General features: G+C 68.0%; 19 protein-coding genes. 10 read left to right on the top strand and 9 right to left on the bottom strand.

The genetic code is table 11. The features are described 5' to 3' along the window. Positions 1–56 precede the first annotated feature (56 nt). The 5 genes from pqqB to pqqA all read right to left on the bottom strand — a co-directional run bounded on the left by pqqB (position 57) and on the right by pqqA (position 3,131). Positions 57–920 (bottom strand): pyrroloquinoline quinone biosynthesis protein PqqB, encoded by an 864-nt coding sequence (gene pqqB, locus ACZ54P_RS27000; RefSeq protein WP_465464358.1) that lies wholly within the window; start codon positions 918–920, stop codon positions 57–59. After that, positions 917–2,005 carry a pyrroloquinoline quinone biosynthesis protein PqqE gene (gene pqqE, locus ACZ54P_RS27005; protein WP_465464359.1) on the bottom strand — a complete coding sequence of 363 codons (1,089 nt, stop codon included), beginning with the start codon at positions 2,003–2,005 and terminating at the stop codon, positions 917–919. Before pqqE ends, pqqB begins: the two co-directional genes overlap by 4 nt. After that, positions 1,996–2,268, bottom strand: a complete 273-nt coding sequence (gene pqqD / locus ACZ54P_RS27010) for a pyrroloquinoline quinone biosynthesis peptide chaperone PqqD (RefSeq protein ID WP_465464360.1) — start codon at positions 2,266–2,268, stop codon at positions 1,996–1,998. The genes pqqE and pqqD overlap by 10 nt, the downstream gene beginning before the upstream one ends. Positions 2,269–2,270: 2 nt before the next feature. Continuing rightward, entirely contained in the window at positions 2,271–2,951 is a 681-nt protein-coding gene (gene pqqC / locus ACZ54P_RS27015) for a pyrroloquinoline-quinone synthase PqqC (RefSeq protein ID WP_465464361.1), read from the bottom strand. An 84-nt stretch (positions 2,952–3,035) separates the two neighbouring features. After that, positions 3,036–3,131: a pyrroloquinoline quinone precursor peptide PqqA gene (gene pqqA, locus ACZ54P_RS27020; protein WP_007033797.1), complete on the bottom strand. Its 96-nt coding sequence runs from the start codon at positions 3,129–3,131 to the stop codon at positions 3,036–3,038. Positions 3,132–3,444: 313 nt separating this feature from the next. Here pqqA and ACZ54P_RS27025 point away from each other — a divergent pair, with 313 nt between their 5' ends. After that, a complete protein-coding gene (locus ACZ54P_RS27025) occupies positions 3,445–4,431 on the top strand; it encodes a PQQ-dependent sugar dehydrogenase (RefSeq protein WP_465464362.1) in 987 nt (328 codons plus the stop codon). A gap of 76 nt (positions 4,432–4,507) precedes the next feature. On the opposite strand, the gene ACZ54P_RS27030 is transcribed toward ACZ54P_RS27025, so the two are convergent. Next, complete coding sequence (locus tag ACZ54P_RS27030; RefSeq protein ID WP_465464363.1) at positions 4,508–5,884, bottom strand: WS/DGAT/MGAT family O-acyltransferase; 1,377 nt, start codon at positions 5,882–5,884, stop codon at positions 4,508–4,510. Positions 5,885–5,979: 95 nt separating this feature from the next. Here ACZ54P_RS27030 and ACZ54P_RS27035 point away from each other — a divergent pair, with 95 nt between their 5' ends. From ACZ54P_RS27035 to ACZ54P_RS27075, 9 genes are all read left to right on the top strand, one after another. Next, entirely contained in the window at positions 5,980–6,993 is a 1,014-nt protein-coding gene (locus tag ACZ54P_RS27035; protein WP_465464364.1) for a glutathione S-transferase family protein, read from the top strand. Further along, on the top strand, positions 6,977–8,134 hold the full coding sequence (locus ACZ54P_RS27040) for an NAD(P)/FAD-dependent oxidoreductase (RefSeq protein ID WP_465464365.1): 1,158 nt from the start codon (positions 6,977–6,979) through the stop codon (positions 8,132–8,134). The genes ACZ54P_RS27035 and ACZ54P_RS27040 overlap by 17 nt, the downstream gene beginning before the upstream one ends. Next, a complete protein-coding gene (locus ACZ54P_RS27045) occupies positions 8,127–8,753 on the top strand; it encodes a pyridoxamine 5'-phosphate oxidase family protein (protein WP_465464366.1) in 627 nt (208 codons plus the stop codon). The genes ACZ54P_RS27040 and ACZ54P_RS27045 overlap by 8 nt, the downstream gene beginning before the upstream one ends. 98 nt (positions 8,754–8,851) lie before the next feature. After that, complete coding sequence (locus ACZ54P_RS27050; RefSeq protein WP_465464367.1) at positions 8,852–10,483, top strand: thiamine pyrophosphate-binding protein; 1,632 nt, start codon at positions 8,852–8,854, stop codon at positions 10,481–10,483. Beyond that, the gene (locus tag ACZ54P_RS27055) at positions 10,480–12,540 is read left to right on the top strand and encodes a hydantoinase/oxoprolinase family protein (RefSeq protein WP_465464368.1); all 2,061 of its coding nucleotides are present in this window, start codon (positions 10,480–10,482) and stop codon (positions 12,538–12,540) included. Before ACZ54P_RS27050 ends, ACZ54P_RS27055 begins: the two co-directional genes overlap by 4 nt. Further along, complete coding sequence (locus ACZ54P_RS27060; RefSeq protein ID WP_465464369.1) at positions 12,537–14,318, top strand: hydantoinase B/oxoprolinase family protein; 1,782 nt, start codon at positions 12,537–12,539, stop codon at positions 14,316–14,318. The genes ACZ54P_RS27055 and ACZ54P_RS27060 overlap by 4 nt, the downstream gene beginning before the upstream one ends. Further along, the gene (locus ACZ54P_RS27065; RefSeq protein ID WP_465464370.1) at positions 14,249–15,034 is read left to right on the top strand and encodes an SDR family NAD(P)-dependent oxidoreductase; all 786 of its coding nucleotides are present in this window, start codon (positions 14,249–14,251) and stop codon (positions 15,032–15,034) included. The genes ACZ54P_RS27060 and ACZ54P_RS27065 overlap by 70 nt, the downstream gene beginning before the upstream one ends. Positions 15,035–15,038: 4 nt before the next feature. Further along, the gene (locus ACZ54P_RS27070; RefSeq protein ID WP_465464371.1) at positions 15,039–15,728 is read left to right on the top strand and encodes a GntR family transcriptional regulator; all 690 of its coding nucleotides are present in this window, start codon (positions 15,039–15,041) and stop codon (positions 15,726–15,728) included. A 99-nt stretch (positions 15,729–15,827) separates the two neighbouring features. Beyond that, on the top strand, positions 15,828–17,099 hold the full coding sequence (locus tag ACZ54P_RS27075; protein WP_465464372.1) for an aminotransferase family protein: 1,272 nt from the start codon (positions 15,828–15,830) through the stop codon (positions 17,097–17,099). A 142-nt stretch (positions 17,100–17,241) separates the two neighbouring features. Here the strand turns inward: ACZ54P_RS27075 and ACZ54P_RS27080 are convergent, their stop codons facing one another. The 3 genes from ACZ54P_RS27080 to ACZ54P_RS27090 all read right to left on the bottom strand — a co-directional run bounded on the left by ACZ54P_RS27080 (position 17,242) and on the right by ACZ54P_RS27090 (position 19,009). Then, positions 17,242–17,436 carry a hypothetical protein gene (locus tag ACZ54P_RS27080; protein ID WP_465464373.1) on the bottom strand — a complete coding sequence of 65 codons (195 nt, stop codon included), beginning with the start codon at positions 17,434–17,436 and terminating at the stop codon, positions 17,242–17,244. Positions 17,437–17,681: 245 nt separating this feature from the next. After that, positions 17,682–18,176, bottom strand: a complete 495-nt coding sequence (locus tag ACZ54P_RS27085; protein ID WP_465464374.1) for a GNAT family N-acetyltransferase — start codon at positions 18,174–18,176, stop codon at positions 17,682–17,684. Between the two features lie 53 nt (positions 18,177–18,229). Continuing rightward, entirely contained in the window at positions 18,230–19,009 is a 780-nt protein-coding gene (locus tag ACZ54P_RS27090) for an IclR family transcriptional regulator (protein WP_465464375.1), read from the bottom strand. Positions 19,010–19,176 lie beyond the last annotated feature (167 nt).

The raw sequence follows: 19,176 nt of genomic DNA on the forward strand, positions 1-19,176 counted from the left end.
CGCGTACGACAGGAGCGGTCTCGAGGTGTGCCGGGCGCGAGTCCGGAAGGCATCTCCTAAAGCTCGAACTCGGTACCGTCCAAGGGAAGTGAGGCGTCGCCATCCAGTACGGCGGCGTGCTCAGGTGAGGACGGGTCGATGACCGGGTTCGTGTTGTTCACATGTGTGTAGGCCCACCGCGGACCAGGACGGAGTCTCGCGAGACTTCCGGTGATCGGCAGATGTCCCATCGCCAGCTGCGCGCCGTCCCCGACCTTGGCCTCGGTGGCCCCCGACATCTCGTCCGGCGCGTGGAAAGTGCCGTCCAGCAGTACCAGGCCCGCGTCGCGCGTGAACTCGTCGAACCCGTCCGGCCAGCTCCTCAGGCATGGCGCGTACACGAAGACGCCGCCGGTCCCGACGTCCTCGATGCGATACGCCACCACCCACGGACCGTCCTCTGTGGACGAACGCGCGTACTTCGGTCGTTTGTCGCTCACCGGAAGCACGCTCACCCGAAGCCCGTCGATGGCGATCTCCGACGTCGGCAGCCAGTCCCAGCCACCGTAACCGTCGATGATCGACCGTGCGGGGAACTGCTCGGAGAGTGCGCGAAGCGCCGCCTCCGGTGCCCACACCGGAAGTCCGCCGGCTTCCCGTAACATGAGCAGGCCCAGCGAATGATCGAGTTCGGCGTCGGTGAGCAGCACCCCGCGCAATGGGATCTCTCGCGGCCCCGGCCCGGCACGAAGTGGCGGCGTGGCGAGGATCTGGGCGCGGATGTCCGGAGACGCGTTGAGCAGGTACCAGCCCTTGCCGTCCGCGCTCACCGCGACGCAATCCTGCGTCCGAGGCGGAGCGTCCGAAGTGCACAGTGCGCAGGCGCAGTTCCATTGCGGGAACCCACCGCCGGCCGCGGTGCCGAGCAGGATCACCCTCATCGAGTTGTCCGCATGACCAGTTCGCCGGTGCGAGGCGGCGTGGCGAGGATGAGATCGACGACGTCGCGACGCGGCGATCGGGAGCACACCGGGTCCGTCGCGGCGGCGTCACCGGTGAGCTGGAACGCCTGGCAACGGCAGCCGCCGAAGTCGATCGAGCGCCGCTCGCAGGTTCCACACGTGTCCGGCATCCAGTCCTCGCCGCGGTAAGCGTTGAAGGAACTCGACTCGTACCAGATTCGCGCCAGCGGCATGTTCCGCACGTTGTCGAATTCCAGCGTCTCGATCGCGGTCGACGCCGGACACGGCAGCACGGTTCCGTCGGGCGCCACGGTCAGTTGCCGCGCGCCCCAGCCGTACATGCACGGCTTCGGATACTGCTCGTAGTAGTCGGCGACGACGTAGATGATCTCCATACTGCCGCGCAGCCGTTCGGTGGCCGCGCGCACGATCGGCTCGGCCTCGTCGAGTTGGCGCCTGGTCGGCATCAGGGCGTCGCGGTTGCGCAGGGCCCAGCCGTAGTACTGCGTGTTGGCCAGTTCCAGCCGGTCCGCGCCCATTTCCTCGGCCAGTTCGATGATCCCGGCCAGCTGGTCGTGGTTCTGCCGGTGCAGGACGACGTTCACCGAAAGCGGCAGGCCCGCTTTCTTGATCAGTTCGGCGACGACCAGTTTGCGGTCGTGGGCACGCGCGCCCGCGAGCCGGTCCGCGCGCTCGGCCGTCGCGCCTTGGACGGAAAGCTGGATATGCGCGATGCCACGTTCGACGAGATCATCCAATCTGGACTCCGTCAGCCCGAGACCGGACGTCACCAGGTTGACGTAGCAACCCAGTTTCGTGGCGTGCTCGACCAGGATGGGCAGATCCGGCCGGGCGAGTGGTTCGCCGCCGGACATGTGCACCTGGAGTACGCCGAGTTCCCGTGCCTGCGAGAGGACGAACAACCATTCCTTTGTGGATAGTTCGTCCTCGCGGGCGAGTAGTTCGACGGGATTCGAGCAGTACGGGCAATGCAGCGGACAGCGATGGGTCAGTTCGGCCAGCATTCCCAACGGGGGTGCCGCGGTGGAGGTGTTCAGGTCCATTCGACGATCCGCCGATCTCCCAGCCGGGACAGGACGTCCAGGATCTCTTCCTCGCGGACACCGGAATAGCGCTCGCGCAGCGCGGCCGCGATCGCGGAGACGTCCGCCTCGCCGTCGCAAAGCCCGAGTACGGCGGCCGCCGTCGGATTCGGGACGAGCACACCTTCCGGGAAGAGCAGGACGTGCGTTTCCCGGGTCTGGTCATAGCTCAGCCGGACTCCGCGCCGCAGCCGCGGCACCGAACCCATCTCCAGGGTGGTCATCGCTACTCCTTGGCCGCGGCGCGCTCGATGGCGTCGAGCATGGACCAGAGCACGTCGGTCTTGAACGTCAGCGCGGCGATCGCCTTGTCCTGGTGCTCTCGGGTGACGGCGTGCCGCACGACGATGTCGAGCGTTCCCTTGCCCTCGCCTGAGACCTTGTCGATGCGATTGGTGAAGTAGGCGAGGTCTTCCTTGGCGATCCACGAGTAGTTCGCCAGCATGTCGGCGACCCGTTGTTGCATGAGATGGCCGGCGAACATTTCGGTCAGCCCCGAAGCGACCGCTTCGAGCCAAGGTTTCGTACGCGCGAAGTTCACGTAGGCGTCGACGGCGAACCTGACGCCGGGGGCGACGTGCCGCTGATCGAGAACCTCTTCGCGGTCGAGCCCGACCGCGGTGCACAAGCGGAGCCACCGCTCGATTCCGCCGTCCCCGGCTTTCGTCCCGTCGTGATAGACGATGCGGTCCAGCCATTCGCGGCGGATTTCCGGCAACGGGCAGTTGCTGATGATCGCCGCGTCCTTCTGTGGGAGCATGCACTGGTAGTACCAGCGGTTCGCGGCCCAGATCTTCAGCTCGTACTCGGACAGGTCGCCGCGGTGCATCCGCTCGTGGAACGGGTGCGTGCCCCAATAACGGTGCGAAAGCCCGCGCAAGGCCGCGATGAAGTCCGACGACGACATGAGGGACACCGGGCTGCCTCCAACGGCTCGCTGATCGGGACGGCGGCGCGGTGGTGGGGATGGCCCCCACCACCGGAGGCGAGATCAGTCCTCCATGCGCGCCGCGTAAGCGGTGACCTCCATGGGGGTTTCGTACTCGACGAAGTCGGGGGTGGTCCATACCTCGATGGTTTCGATCATTTCCGCTCCTAACGTCCACATGGGATCGAACAGGGCCGAGCCCCGTCACCTTAGAAGCGGGCCGCCGATTCTGACCAGACGTAAGAGCCAAGTTCCGGGCGGGTTTTGTAAAGTTTCCTACCTATGGGCGATAGCGTCGGCCCGCCGGTCACGCTCGGCACACACAACGGTTAACGGAAAGCGCTTGCCTTAGCCCGTCCAGTGGTGTCCGTTTCATCCTGTGGTGTGTTTGTATCCAACTCGACGGGGGCACCCGACCCTCCGTCATCCGCCGCCATCCGGGCTCCAGGGGTGTAGCTGAAGGAGGCGTCCCATGTCCTTACGTCGTACTCTCGCCACCACGTTCGCCGCCGCGACGGCCGTGTCGATCGCGGTTGTTCCGGCGGCGGCGGCCGAAGCGCCGTCCGTCCAGGCGATCAGACAGCTGGCGAGCGGGCTCAACCAGGCCTGGTCGCTCGACTTCCTGCCGGACGGCACCGGCCTCTTCACGCAGAAGGACGCCAAGACGATCAGCAAGATCGACAAGGCGGGCAAGGTCACCACCGTGCAGACCATCCCCGGGGTGAGCGTCACGGCGGAGGCCGGTCTGCTCGGCATCGCCGTCTCGCCTCAGTACGCCACCGACCAGACGGTCTTCATCTACTACACGACCAGTTCCGACAACCGCATCGCCAAGCTGAAGCTCGGGCAGACGCCGACGCCGATCGTCACCGGCATTCCGCGTGGTTCGCAGTACCACCACGGTGGGCGGATCAGGTTCGGCCCGGACGGTTACCTCTACGCGGGCACCGGCGACGGCCAGAACGGCGCCACTGCGCAGGACAAGAACTCCCTCGGCGGCAAGGTCCTGCGGGTCACCACCGACGGCGCGCCCGCCCCGGGCAACCCGTTCAACAGCCGCGTCTACTCCTACGGCCACCGCAACGTCCAGGGGCTGACCTGGGTGAACGGTCAGCTGTACAACTCCGACATCGGCGCGAACAGGCTCGACGAACTGAACAAGATCGAGCCCGGCAAGAACTACGGCTGGCCGACCTGCGAAGGCCCGTGCAACACCGCGGGCATGACCAACCCGGTGAAGTCGTGGCCGACGTCTTCGGCCACACCGAGCGGGCTCGCGGCCTACAAGGGCTCGCTGTACATGGCCTCGCTCAAGGGCGGTACCTACAAACTCGACGTGAATGGCAACGGCGGCAAGCTCTGGACGAACCTCGGCCGTACGCGTGACGAGGTCGCCGGTCCCGACGGCCAGCTGTACACGATCACGCCGAGCGCCATCTACGTCTCCGACGGGAGCTAGCCCCGGCGCGTTTCGTCCTCTGAATGCGGTAGTTCAGCGTCGAACCAGCGCATTCAGAGGACGAAACGCAAAGGACTTAAACGCGGGGTAGGGCGACCGCGTGCTCGAGCTCGACCAGCGCGGTGTCGAGGTGGGTCAGGATGCGCTGCAGATGCGGGACGCTCCGGCGGCAGCCGGTGATGCCGAAGTCCAGGTTGTCCCCGTTGCTGGTCAGCGTGATGTTCAGCGCCTGCCCGTCGAGCAGCACCGACGCCGGGTAGATGCCGTCGAGCGACGCGCCGTTCCAGTACAGCTGCTTGCGCGGCCCCGGCACGTTGGAGATCACCAGGTTGAACGGCGGTTTCGTGTTGTTCACGAAACCCGGGATCGGGGACACGCCGAGCTGGGCGACGTTGATCCCCGACAGCAGCAGCGTCTGCAGTGGCGTCAGTTCCGAGAAGAGCTTCTTCCCGTTGCGCATGGACGCGTTGATCGCCGCGAGCCGCGCGGCCGGATCGGCCAGATGAGTGGCGAGGTTGCACAGCAGCGCGCCGATGTTGTTGCCCGCCGCGTCCCCACTGTCCTTACGCCGCAAGGACACCGGAACCATCGCGGTCAGCGGCGCGTCGGGAAGCGCGTTCTGTTCGATCAGGTAGTCGCGCAGCGCGCCCGAGCACATCGCGAGGACGACGTCGTTGCGCGACACCCCGGCCGCGGTGGCGATCTTGCGCACCCTGTCCAGCGACCACGACTGCGCCGCGAACCGCCGGGCACCGCCGATCGGGACGTTGAACATCGTCTTCGGCGCCTGCGACGGCAGCGTCAGGGTGTGCTCCTGGAACGCCTCGCGCGCGACCTTCACCGCGGCGGGCGCGATGCCGGCGAGCTGATTGAACGTCTTGCCGACGGTCCGGAACATCGAGGGGGACGCCTTGCCGTTGCGGCTCCCGCCGGGTTTGGGCCGGGACCCCCACGGCGGCGGGCAGTCGAGGTCGAACGGGTCGTCCGACAGCGTGCCCTGCAGATGCCGCAGTGCCGAAACCCCGTCCATCAGCGCGTGGTGGATCTTGCTGTAGATCGCGAACCGGCCGTCCTGCAGACCCTCCACCAGGTGGATCTCCCAGAGCGGGCGGTGCCTGTCGAGCAGGGTGCTGTGCCAGCGCCCGGTCAGCTCCAGCAGTTCGCGGATCCGGCCGGGCTGGGGCAGTGCCGAATGGCGGAAGTGGTAATCGAGCTCGAGATCGGTGTCGGTCGACCAGGCGAGGTGCCCCGCGGTGTTGACCGGCCGGGCGGGACGGCGCCGGAACACCGAGCGCATGTTGTCGGAATCGAGCAGTTTCCGCCGGATGTCACGGAGATAGTCGTCGCCGGCGTCCTCGGGTTTCTTGAACAGTTGCAGTCCGCCGACGTGCATCGGATGTTCGCGCGTCTCCACAAGAAGGAACATCGAGTCGGTCACGGGCATCAACGGCATCGTGGGACCACCTTCCGCGCGGCGGCGTGCGGGCACGCCGGGTGCGAGAGTCTACGCACACCGCAACCACCATCTCACGCTTTAGGGTGGCTTACATGACGATCCCGACCGATCCGGAGACGGGCGAGTTCCGTCGATCCGCCAACCATTTCGACGCGCGCATCACCGCCGACGGCCGCGACGGCTGGCCGGTCGAGGCGGGAAGATACCGCTTGGTGGTGAGCCGGGCCTGCCCTTGGGCGAGCCGTGGGCTGGTCGTCCGGCGGCTCCTCGGCCTCGAGTCCGCGCTGAGCGTGGCCGTCGCCGACCCGATCCAGGACGACAAGAGCTGGCGGTTCACCCTCGATCCCGATGGCCGGGACCCGGTACTGGGCATCAAATACCTGGCCGAGGCCTATCACGCCGCCGACCCGCACTATCTTGGCGGGATCAGCGTTCCGGCCATTGTGGACATTCCGAGCAAGCGGCTGGTGACCAACGACTATCCGCGGATCACCTTGGATCTTTCCGCCGAATGGACCAGTCTGCACCGCTCCGGCGCGCCGGAGCTGTATCCGGAGCGGCTGCGCGACGAGATCGACGCCGTCAACGCGGGCGTTTACACCGACGTCAACGCCGCCGTCTACCAGGCCGGTTTCGCTACCAAGCAGTCCGCGTACGAAGACGCGTACCATCGCCTCTTCATCATGCTGGACGTGCTTTCCGAACGACTCGAAAGGCAGCGGTACCTCGTCGGTGACACGATCACCGAAGCGGACATCCGGCTGTTCACCACGCTCGTCCGGTTCGATCCGGTCTATCACGGGCATTTCAAGTGCAACCGGAACAAACTGGCCGAAATGCCGGTGCTGTGGGCGTACGCCCGTGACCTCTTCCAAACGCCCGGCTTCGGTGACACCGTCGACTTCGACCACATCAAGCGGCACTACTACGCGGTGCACGAGCAGGTGAACCCGACGCGGATCGTCCCCTTGGGACCGGAGCTGTCCGGCTGGGCGACCCCGCATCACCGGGAGCAGCTGGGCGGGCGCCCGTTCGGCGACGGCACGCCGCCGGGACCGCCGCCCGAGGACGAACGGATCGGAACAGGAGATGGAGTCACTTCCTGAACGCACCGACGTCGTCGTGATCGGCGGCGGCATCATCGGGGTCGCCTGCGCGTACCGGCTCGCCGCCGCCGGAGTCGCGGTGCTGCTCCTCGAACGCGACAGCTTGGGCGCGGGCTCGACAGCGAAAGCGGCCGGCGGGATCCGGTCGTCGTTCACCACCAGGGCCAACATCGAGATCGGGCTACGCGGCTTGGCCGAGTACGCCTCCTTCGCCGAGACGTACGGGACCGAGATCGACTTCCGCCGCGACGGCTACCTGTACCTGATCACCGATCCCGCGGACCTGCCCAAATTCGAGCGCTGTGTCGACCTGCAGAACTCCTACGGCGTCCGCAGCAGACTCGTCGAACCGGGCGAAGCAAGGCGGCTCTCCCCGCTGATCGACACCGAAGGCGTGGTCGCGGCGCTGTGGTCGCCGGAGGACGCGAAGGCCACGCCCGACTCCGCGGTCCAGGGTTACGCGCGGGCGGCCCGCGGGCACGGCGCGGTGCTGAAGACCGGCGTCGAGGTGGTCGGGATCGAACGCGACGGCGACGAGATCACCGGCGTCCGGACCAGCGACGGCATCACGTCGACGAACGCCGTGGTCTGCGCGGCGGGCGCCTGGTCGGGGCGGGTCGGCGAGTTCGCCGGCGTCGACCTCCCGGTCCGGCCGTTCCGGCGGCAGGTCGTGTTCACCGGACCGGTCGCGGACCTGCCCGAATCCGTACCGCTGACCATCGAGATGCCGTCGGCGTTCTACTTCCACCGCGAGGGCCTCGGCCTGGCGATGTCCTTCTGCGACGGTGACGGCGACCCCGGCTTCGACACCCGGTACCAGCCGGGTGACTGGCTGCCGAAGCTCGCCGAGATCGCCGCGCGCCGGGTGCCCGCCGTGCTCGACGCGGGGATCCGCAGCGGCTGGGCGGGGCTTTACGAAGTCACCCCCGACCGCAACCAGATCGTGGGTGAAAGCGTCCAGGTGTCACGGTTCTTCTACGCGACCGGGTTTTCGGGGCACGGGTTCCAGATGGGCCCGGCCGTGGGGGAACTCGTGCGGGACCTCTACCTGGGGAGGGCCCCGAGTATCGACATCACCGAGCTCGACGTCCGGCGCTTCGCCGGCGACCGGGCCGTGACGAGGGAGCACAACATTGTCTGAGGGAATCGTCGAGGTCACCACCGAGGCGGAGCTGCGCGAGATCCTGCCGCCGCCGCTGGAGCGGACCGCGAACAAGGCGCGGCCGAAGCTGCACGAGATGGACCGGCGGTGGCTCGCGGAGTCGCCGTTCGTGCTGATCGCGACGTCGGCGGCGGACGGCACCTGCGACGTCTCGCCGAAGGGCGACCCGGCCGGGTTCACGCTGGTACTGGACGACACGCGGATCGCGATCCCGGAGCGTCCCGGCAACCGCCGCGCCGACGGATTCCACAACGTACTGTCGAATCCGCACGTCGGGCTGATCTACCTCATCCCCGGTCGAGGGGACACGCTGAGGATCAACGGTCGCGCGCGGCTCGTGCGGGAGGCGCCGTTCTTCGACGACATGATCGTGAAGGGGAACCGGCCGAAGCTCGCGCTGGTCGTCGACATCGACGAGATCTTCCACCACTGTCAGAAAGCCTTCATGCGGTCGAAGCTTTGGGAGCCCGAGACGTGGGCTCCCGACGCGATGCCGTCCCGTGCGGTCATCTCCAAGACCTTCGAGCGGCCGGAGGACAGCATCGCTGACCTGGAGGCGTACTACGAGCCGGACAGGTACGCGGCCGGGCTGTACTGACCTCGTGAGTGGTAATGACGGTTAGAACCGTCGTTACCACTCACGAGCCGTAGCGGAATGGTTGCTGGATCGTTGAACGATCTGGCACTATCGGCGAGGTGCCTGCACCCACCGGAGCCCAGCATCTCGCCGACGCGCTGACCGCTCTGGGGACCGAAGTCGTCTTCGGTCTCCCTGGGGTGCACAACCTGCCGTTATGGGAGGCGCTGGCCGACACGGACATCCGGCTCGTGGGGGTCCGGCACGAGCAGACGGCCGGGTACGCGGCCGACGGCTACGCCCGCGCGACCGGGAAACTCGGCGTCGCGCTGGTGACCACCGGGCCCGGCGCGGCGAACACGCTCGCCGCCGTCGGCGAGGCGATGGCGTCCGCGGCGCCGATCCTGGTCATCGCGACCGACATCCCGTCCACGCTGCGGCGTCCCGGCGTCGTCCGCGGCGTCTTGCACGAGACGTCGGATCAGCAGGCGATGTTCGCGCCGGTCACGAAGGCGGGGTTCACCGTCCAGAGCGCCGACCAGGTCGCCGCCACCCTCCACCGCGCGGCCCGGCTCGCGCTCCAGCCGCAGAGCGGTCCGGTCTACGTAGGTATCCCGGCCGACTTCCTGTCGCAGCGGACACCGGCCCGCCGTCCGCCGCGGTCGCACGCGCGACCTCCCGAAATCCCGGATCTCACCGAAGCCGAGGCGTTGCTGGCCACCGCGGAACGGCCGCTGATCTGGGCGGGCGGTGGCGCGTTGCGGGCCGAGGCCGGTGAGGTGATCGGCAAACTCGCCGAACGGCTGGCCGCGCCGGTGCTCACGACCTTCGGCGCTCGCGGGCTCCTGTCGGTCGATCATCCCTGTCTCGCCCCGAACCCGGTGCACGCGCCCGAGGTCGGTGCCCTGTGGGACGAGGCGGACGTCGTCCTCGCCATCGGCACCGATTTCGACGGGCTGATGACGCAGAACTGGGCGATGCCGAAGCCGAAGAAGCTCATCGCGATCAACGTCGACCCCGACGACGCGGCCAAGAACTACCAGCCGGACATCACGCTGGTCGGTGACGCCCGCGCGCTCACCGAGGCGTTGAAAGTCGAGGAACGGCCCGGTATCGCGGCCCTCGTCGGCAGGCTCGCCAAGGTCTCCGCGCGGGTCCGGCGGCGGATCAAGGAAGAGGAGCCGCAGGCCGCGGACCTACTGTCCACTTTGGACGAAGTGTTGCCGCAGGATGCCGTCGTGGTCGCGGACATGTGCGTGGCCGGGTACTGGATCGGCGGTTTCCACCGCGTCCGCGCCCCGCGCAAGCTCGCCTATCCGATGGGCTGGGGCACGCTCGGCTACGGGTTCCCGGCCGCGCTCGGTGCCGGGGCGGCGGGCGCCGGTCGCGCCATCTGCGTCAGCGGGGACGGCGGTTTCCTGTTCGCCTGCGGTGATCTCGCCACGCTGGCGCAGGAACAGTTGCCGGTCACCGTGATCATCGTCGACGACGGCGGCTACGGGATGCTCCGCTACGACCAGGACAGGGCCGGGCTGCCGCGACGCGGCGTCGACTGGGACAGCCCCGATTTCGTCGGTCTCGCCCGGTCGTTCGGGGTCCACGCGGACCGCGTCTCCGGGTTCGGGCGCGCGTTCCGGCGACTGCTCGGTGAGTTCGTCGAGTCCGACGAGCCGAACGTGCTGGTCGTCCGGGCGAAGATGGCGCCGCCGCTCAACACCTCCCCGCGCTGGTATCGCAAGGAATCTTCGTGACCGCGCTCCGGCTCGGCGTGGACATCGGCGGGACGTTCACCGATCTCTGCGTGCTCGACGAGTCCGGTGTCGTCGCCATCGGCAAGGTGCTGACGACGCACGACGAACCCGCCCGCGCGGTCGAAGAGGGACTGAAGAAGACACTCGCCGACGCCGGGCTGGACGCGGCCGACGTCGAGCAGTTCGTGCACGGCACCACGCTCGTCACGAACGCGTTGATCGAACGCAAGGGGTCGCGCACCGCGCTGCTGGCGACCGCCGGTTTCCGTGACGTACTGGAGATGCGGCGCGAACATCGGTACGAACTGTACGACCTGCTCATCGAACTTCCCGCCCCGCTGGTCCCGCGGCACCTGCGCTTCGACGTCCCCGAGCGGATCCTCGCCGACGGGACCGTCCACACCGGACTGGACGAGGACTACGTCGCGCGTCTCGGCCGCGAACTCGACGCCCGCGGGATCGACGCGGTGGCGATCTGCTTCCTGCACGCCTTCACCAATCCCGTGCACGAACGACAGGCGGCCGAGATACTTCGTGACGTCGCACCGCGACTGCGGATCGCGCTGTCCAGCGAGGTCGTCCCGGAGATCCGCGAGTTCGAACGCGCGTCCACCACGGTCGCGAACGTCTACGTCCAGGACCTCACCGAGCGCTACCTGCGTGACCTGGAACGACGGCTGCACGGGGCGGGCGTGCGGCCGTCGCCGCACATCATGCTGTCCAACGGCGGGATCGCGACCGTCGACACCGCCGCGCGCTACCCGATCCGCATCCTGGAATCCGGTCCCGCGGGCGGTGCGCTCGCCGCGGCCGCCCTCGGTGCCGCGGCCGGTATCGAGGATCTGCTGGCCTTCGACATGGGGGGCACCACGGCGAAGTTGTGCATGATCTCCGGTGGCGCGCCGCTGGTGACGCACGAGTTCGAAGTGGACCGGAAGTACCGGTTGCTGCCGGGCTCCGGGTTGCCGGTCAAGGTCCCGGTCACCGACATGATCGAGATCGGTGTCGGCGGCGGCTCGATCGCCCGGATCGACGCGCTCGGGCTGCTCACCGTCGGCCCGGATTCGGCAGGCTCCGAACCGGGCCCGGTCTGTTACGGACGAGGCGGCACCGAGCCCACCGTGACCGACGCCGACCTCGTGCTCGGCTACCTGGATCCCGCCTATTTCCTCGGCGGCGGAATGACTTTGGACGCCGAGGCCGCGCGCGAAGCCATCCGGGTGAAGATCGCCGGGCCGCTCGGCGTCAGTGTCGAAGAGGCCGCCTGGGGTATTCACACCAGCGTCAACGAGGACATGGCGAACGCGGCGCGCGTGCACGCCGTCGAACGCGGCAAGGACCCGGCGAAGCTGCCGATGTTCACGTTCGGTGGTGCCGGGCCGGTGCACGGTGTCGGCGTGGCGCGAGCGCTCGGCGCACCCGAAGTCGTCGCGCCACCGGCGGCCGGAGTACTGAGCGCGGCGGGTTTCCTCACCGCGCCGCTGGCTTTCGATTTCGTGCGTTCGGCGCGTGCGGCGGTCCTCGATCTTTCTTGGGCGCAGGTGGAAGCACTGTTCGCCGAGATGGAGGCCGAGGGCGCGGAACTACTGGAGAAGTCCGGTGTGGACGGTGCGAAGGTGACGCATCGGCGGATCGCCGAGATGCGGTATTCCGGTCAGGGCTACGAGATCCGCGTACCGGTCGAGAACGGGAACTGGCCGGAGTCACTGGTCGGCGCGTTCACCGAGGCCTATCGGACGCTGTATCGCCGGACCGGTCCGGACGTCGCGATCGAGGTGCTCAACTGGCGGGTCGTCTCCACCGGTCCGGCACCCGAAGTCACCCTGAAGCTCTCGGGCACGGTGGCCGAAGGTGACGCGCGCAAGGGCGGTCGTCCGGCGTACTTTCCCGCCCAGGGTGGTTTTGTCGACACGACGGTGTTCGACCGGTACCGGCTCAAGCCCGGTGACAGCGTCGAGGGTCCGGCCATCGTCGAGGAACGAGAGTCCACTGTGGTCGTTCCGCCCGGTGCTCGGTGCGTGGTCGGCGAGGACGCCAGTCTGGTGGTGACGGTATGAGCGTCGACCCGATCCTGGTGGGGGTGCTGGGGAACCGGTTGCATTCGATCCTGGCCGAACAGCAGAACGCGCTCGTCAACACGGCGTTCTCCTCGGTGGTGCGGGAATCGCTCGACCTCGCCTGCGCGGCGTTCGACTCGCGCGGCGAGATGATCGGCCAGTCCGTCGGCGGGACTCCCGGCCACATCAACGCGATGGCGACCGGGATGCACCACTTCGTCGCCGCTTATCCGCCGGAGACGCTGGAACCGGGCGACGTCCTGCTCACCAACGATCCATGGCAGACCGCGGGGCAGATCAACGACATCACCGTGGCCACGCCGGTGTTCCTGCGCGGACGGCTGGTCGCCTGGTTCGCTTCCTGTTGCCACGCCCCGGATATCGGTGGACGGCTGGTCTCGGCCGAGGCCAACGAGGTCTTCGAAGAGGGCCTGCGCCTGCCGATCATGAAGTTCCTTCGCGCGGGAAAGGTCAACGCCGATCTCGAATCGGTGATCCGGGTGAACGTGCGCACCCCGGAGGAGACCATCGGCGACCTGTACGCGCAGGTCACCGGGAACGAGGTCGGCGCCGCGAGTTTGGTGCGGCTGCTGGAGGAGTTCGGCCTCGATTCGCTGGACGATGTCGCGGCGGAGATCATGAACCGCTCCGAGCGGGCACTGCGGGACGCGCTGGCGAAATTGCCGGACGGCACCTACACCAGCGAACTGGTGACCGACGGCTTCGACGACGAAGAGATCGTCCTCAAGGTCACTGTGACCATCGACGGCGAAGACATCCACCTCGACTTCGGTGGATCGTCGCCGCAAAGCCGTCGCGGAATCAACGTCGTGCTCAACTACACCCGGGCGTATGCCTCGTTCGCGGTCAAGGCGGCGATTTCCCCGGCGGTACCGCACAACGCGGGCTCGTTCCGGCCGGTGCACGTCAGCGCGCCGGAGGGATCGGTGCTCAACTGCACTCCGCCCGCTCCGGTGGCGTCCCGGCATCTGATCGGGCATTTCCTGCCGTCCTTGCTGATCACCGCGCTGCACGAAGCGTTGCCCGGTAACGCCTTGGCGCACAGCGCGGACGCGTTGTGGATGACCATCTGGCGCGGCGTCGACGCCGAGGGCCGCGAGTTCATGCTCAACGTCTTCCAGACCGGCGGGATCGGCGCGAGGTCCACAAAGGACGGGCTCAGTACCACCGGATTCCCGAGCGGACTGAGGTCGACGCCGACGGAGGTCATCGAGACGATGGCGCCACTGATCCAGCGTGAACGTGTGCTGCGCACGGACTCGGGCGGCGCCGGAAAGTGGCGAGGCGGCCTCGGCCAGTGCACCACCATGGCCGCTCGCGGTGAGATTTCCTGGAGCGTCAACGGAAACGTCGATCGGGTGCGCCGACCGGCGTCCGGGGTGGATTCCGGACACGACGGGTCGATAGGCCGATTCGAGCTGACCCGCGGTTCTTTGCCGTCGAAGAGCCGGGTGAACCTGCGGCAGGACGACGTGGTGAACGTGTTCCTCCCGGGCGGTGGGGGTTACGGCGACCCGTTCGAACGGGACCCGGAAGCCGTGCTCGCCGACGTCGTCGACGGTTACGTTTCCGTGGAAGCCGCGCGCGAACTGTACGGCGTCGAGGTCACCTATCACGGAGATCCCGAGGCGCTCGTGCGCCTTCCGGAGGACTACACAGCGGTTTCGTCGAGAGGGAGGAAAAGAGCATGGGCCGGCTGGCAGACAAGGTCGCGGTGGTCTTCGGGGGAGCGAGGGGTATCGGTCTCGCCACCGTGAAGGAGTTCGTCGCCGAGGGCGCGACCGTGTTCTCCAGCGACCTCCGTGAACTCGCCGAGCCCGTCGAAGGCGTTCGGCATTCCCTTGTGGACGCTACCGACGAGACACAGGTCGACGAGTTCGTACGCGGCGTGCTCGCCGAGGCGGGCCGGATCGACGTACTGTTCAACAATGTCGGCAGCCACCTCGGAAAACCCCTGTCCGACACCACGCTCGCGGAATTCGACGACATCTTCGCGGTGAACGTCCGCGCCGCGTTCCTCGGCACGAGAGCGGTACTGCCGCAGATGATCGAGCGAAAGGCGGGCAGCATCGTCACGACGTCGTCCAACGGCGGTGTGATGGGCCGCCCCGGCGACCCCGTGTACAACGCCACCAAACACGCGCTGGTCGGCATGATGAAATCGATCGCCGTCGCGCACGCTCATCAAGGGATCCGCGCCAACACGATCAATCCGGGCGCGATCGACACCGACATGTTGCGCGGAACCCTGGCCGCGCCGGAGGATTTCGAGGCGAAACAACACCAGTTGACCGCGAGTACCCCGGCCGCGCGGGTCGGCGAGGCATGGGAGGTCGCGAAGGCCGTGGTCTTCCTGGCAAGCGACGAGTCGCGGTTCATCAACGGCGTCGCGCTCCCGATCGACGGCGCCAAGGCCGCCGGTGCCATGCCCGGCAACCGGTACAGCCTCGACTTCGAACTCGGTGTCAGGTAGCGCCATGCCCACTCCTGCCGCCGAGGAGGCGCTGGCTCGCGACCGGCCTCTGCTCGAACGGAGCGGGACGGCGGAACGGGTCGCCGAGATCCTGCGCCAGCGCATCACCGAAGGTGTCTTCCCGCCGGGGTCGAGGCTCTCCGAGCCGTCGATCAGTGCCGCGCTCGGCGTCTCGCGCAACACTTTGCGGGAGTCGTTCCAGCTGCTGGCCCACGAACGGCTCGCGGTGCACGAACTCAACCGCGGTGTGTTCGTGCGGGAGCTGACCGCGCAGGACATCTCGGATCTCTACGTCATGCGGCGGGTCACCGAATGCGGCGCGCTGCGCCGTGCGGCCGAACTGTCCATTGTGGATCTCTCCGACGTCGTGGACGCGGTGGGAAAAGGCCGTGCCGCGGCGGCCGAAGGCGACTGGCAGGCCGTCGGGACCGCGAGCATCGCGTTCCATCAGGCGCTCGGGGATCTGGCAGGCAGTGAACGGGTCAGCACGACCATGCGTCAGGTGCTGGCGGAGACGCGGCTGTTCTTCGTGCTGGCGGAGAACACACGGGCGTTCTTCGAGCCGTTCCTGGAGCGGCACGAGCGGATCGTGCGCGATCTGGAACGGGGCCGGTTCGGGCCGGCCGAGACGGCGCTGGAGAAGTACCTGCGGGACGCGGAGAAGCAGCTGCTGGCCGCTTACGACCGGCGGTGACAGACCGGACAGGTTCGCGGCGCGAATTGTGCACGATGGAGTGTTCGCGTCACGGCCGGATCCGGGTGAGGATGGGAGCACGGACACAAGGAGGAAGACATGGTGTCGTCGGCATCCGCGCACAATCCGCTGTGGCACCCTTTCGCGGACATGGGAGCGGTCGACGGCGACCGGCTGGTCATCACCCGCGGTGAGGGTTCCTACGTCTGGGATGACGAGGGGAAGCGGTACTTCGACGCGACCGCGTCGCTCTGGTACGCGAACTTCGGGCACGGGCGCGAAGAGATCGCCCGCGCCGTCGCGGACCAGTTGCGGACGCTCGATTCGTACAACCTGTTCGGCTACAACGCCAACGAACCCGCGCTGAAACTCGCCGAGCGGGTCTCCGCGCTGGCGCCGGAACGGGGCTCGAAGGTGTTCTTCGGTTCGGGTGGCGGTGACGTCATCGACACCGCGGTGAAGATCGCCCGGTCGCATTTCGCGCACACCGGGCGGCCGGAGAAGGTGCACGTCATCGGGCGGACGCAGGGGTACCACGGCACCCACGGTTTCGGCACGGCCGTGGGCGGTATCGCGGCCAACGCGGCGGGCTTCGGGCCGTTGCCGGGCGACATCTCGCACGTGCCGTACGACAGCGCCGAAGCACTCGAAGCGGAGATCCAGCGGGTCGGGCCGGAGCGGGTCGCGGCCTTCTTCTGCGAACCGGTGATCGGCGCGGGCGGGGTCCTGCTGCCGCCGGAGGGGTACATCGAGTCGGTCGCCGAGATCTGCCGCAAGCACGGCGTGCTGTTCGTCGCGGACTGCGTGATCGCCGCTTTCGGGCGGCTGGGGACCTGGTTCGGGATCGACCGGTGGGCGGTGAAACCGGACATGATCACGACCGCCAAGGGCATCACCGGCGGGACGATCCCGCTGGGCGCGCTGATCGTCGCGCCGAGGGTGGCGGAGCCGTTCTTCACCGGCAAGCCGGGCGCGCCGGTGCTGCGGCACGGGGCGACGTACGCGGGACATCCGGTCGCCTGCGCGGCGGGGAACGCGACGCTGGACATCTACGAGCGTGACGGGCTCATCCCGCGCGGCCGGGAACTGGAGAAACCGCTGGCGGACGCGCTTTCCGGACTGGCGTCGCATCCGCTGGTAGCGGAGGTGCGGGCCGGGCTGGGCTTCCTCGCCGCGGTGGAACTGAAGAGCGACTTCCTCGCCTCCGACGCCGGCGCGCCGAACCGGCTGCAGCGGGCGGCGCGGGAGGAGGGTGTCCTCGTGCGGAACCTGGCGAAGGGGATCGCGGTCTCACCGCCGTTGATCGCGGGCGAGGCCGAGCTCGACTTGCTCGCGTCGGCTCTGCCTCGTGCCTTGGACCGGCTGGTCTAGTCCCGCCGGAGACGCAATGTAGGGGCCTGGCATAGCAAAATTTGCTCTGACAGGCCCCTTCATTGCACGCCCGCGCAAGCCCGCTCAAGGTCCTTGCGTGTGCAAGTACCGCGTTTAGAGGACGAAACGCGGCGGAGCGGCATCACCTGGAAGTCATCCGCCATACCGGCACATTGACGACCCGCCCCGACAATTCCGGGAACTCGTGCGCGCCGACCACGCTGAACCGCCACTTGTCGACCCCACCACCGATGATCTCGGCGTAGCGCCGGGCGCCGTCCGCGTTGGCGAAGCGGACCTGCTGACCACTGGTGAGATGGGTGATCTTGACCGCCATCTGTGCCTCCTGTCGTTCCGGTGCCGGCCCACGGAGCTTCCCCCTCCGGGGCCGGCGCGCACAGTAGAACACACGTTCGATAGGTGCGGCCAATCGAGTCCCCCGCCCGGGGAAGCCACGGGTCAGCGGCGCGCAGATGCCGGCGATCGATGCCGCCGAAGCGGCGCTTCCTCGAGCTGAACACGACCGGCACCACGTTGTGCCTGATCACCGAGCCCACTCGCCGTCGCCCGGTGGCCGATTCGTCATCGCCGCATGGTCACCCTCGGCCAAGCGTCCAGCCCGCGGGCGATTTCGTGGGCGCGGATGGCCCGCAGCCCCTCGGTGAGGTCCTGTTCATCGAGTGTCACAAAACCGAGCCGGGAGTAGTACGGCGCGTTCCACGGCACCTCGGCGTACGTCGTCAGCGTCAGCCCCGCGAGGCCTTCCCGCGCCGCCCAGCCCGCGGCGTGCTCGATCAACCGTCGTCCGAGGCCCTGTCGCGCGTGGCCCGGATGGACGGACACCTGCTCGACATGGCCGTAGCCGTCCACGACCTCGGCGAGGAGATACGCCACCGGCCCGTCGCCGCCATCGCAGACCCAGGCGCGGCCGTCGTGCTGGTAGGCCGCGAGATCCGCGAGCGAAGGAGGGTCGTCGTCGGCGATCGTGGCCATGCCGAGCGCGCGGAACGGTTCACCCGCGGCGCGTTCGATCTCCTGGAGCACGGGAAGGTCTTCGGCGACGGCGAGTCGGATCACGGATCGAGTTCTACCCCGCCGCCGACACTGGGCGCGCGCGAATTACCGCCGCGTCAGAGGGAAAACGACGAAACGGCCCGGTGGATCCTGCCCGCGAACGACTGGAGCGCGACGATGGCGGCGCGTTTCGCGTCGTCGCCGATCCGGGTGGCCGGGGCGGCCAGGCTCAGCACCGCGGGCCGGTGCCCGGTGCTCGGGATCGGCACCGAACACGACCAGACGCCGTCGTCCAGTTCGCCCCAGCTGACCGCGTACCGGTTGACCCCGGCGCGTTTGACCTCTTCCCGCACACTCGGCCCGCGACGCTGGACGATCGACGAAAGCCGTCTTTCGCGTTCGTCTTCCGGCAGCATGGCGAGCAGCATCTTTCCCGACGCGCCCGCGCCGAGCGGGACGGAATGGCCGGGCTGGAAGGTGAACCGCATCGCGCGTTCGCATTCGACCCGGTCCGCGCAGACCGCCGAGTCGCCGAAATGCTGGAACAGCAGGACCGTCTCGCCCAGTTCGCGTGCCGCCTCCTCCATCGCCGGACGCGCCAGCCGAGCGAGGTTGTTGGCGAGCTGCGCGGCGCGGGCGAGCGGCATCACCTGGCTCGTCACGTGATAGCGCCCGGTTTTGCCCTCCTCCAGAAGCTGGAGTTCCTTCAACAGCGCGACATAGCGGTACGTCGTCGCGACCGGGGTGCCGATCCTCGCGGCGAGTTCGGCGACGCTCGCGTCACAGCGGCGTTCGGAGAACGAAAGCAACAGTTGCAGGACTTTGCGTGAACTGCTGGCGCCGGGGGTGCGTTTCGGGGAAGTGGTGGCGTCCAGGGATCGTGCGGCAGTCGTCATCTCGACCTCTCGCCGGGGCAATCACGAAGAGTCAAGAAAGTAGCACATTGTGTGAATTGCGGACCAGGGTCTTTGGTCCATGAACAAGCGGACTTCTTGCTGGGTTCGCACCATGAAAAACCCTGGGACGCAAGATCGCCTTGGTCGCCGGTGCGACCGTTTACGTG

The sequence above is a fragment of the Amycolatopsis sp. NPDC034160 genome (assembly GCF_055575355.1).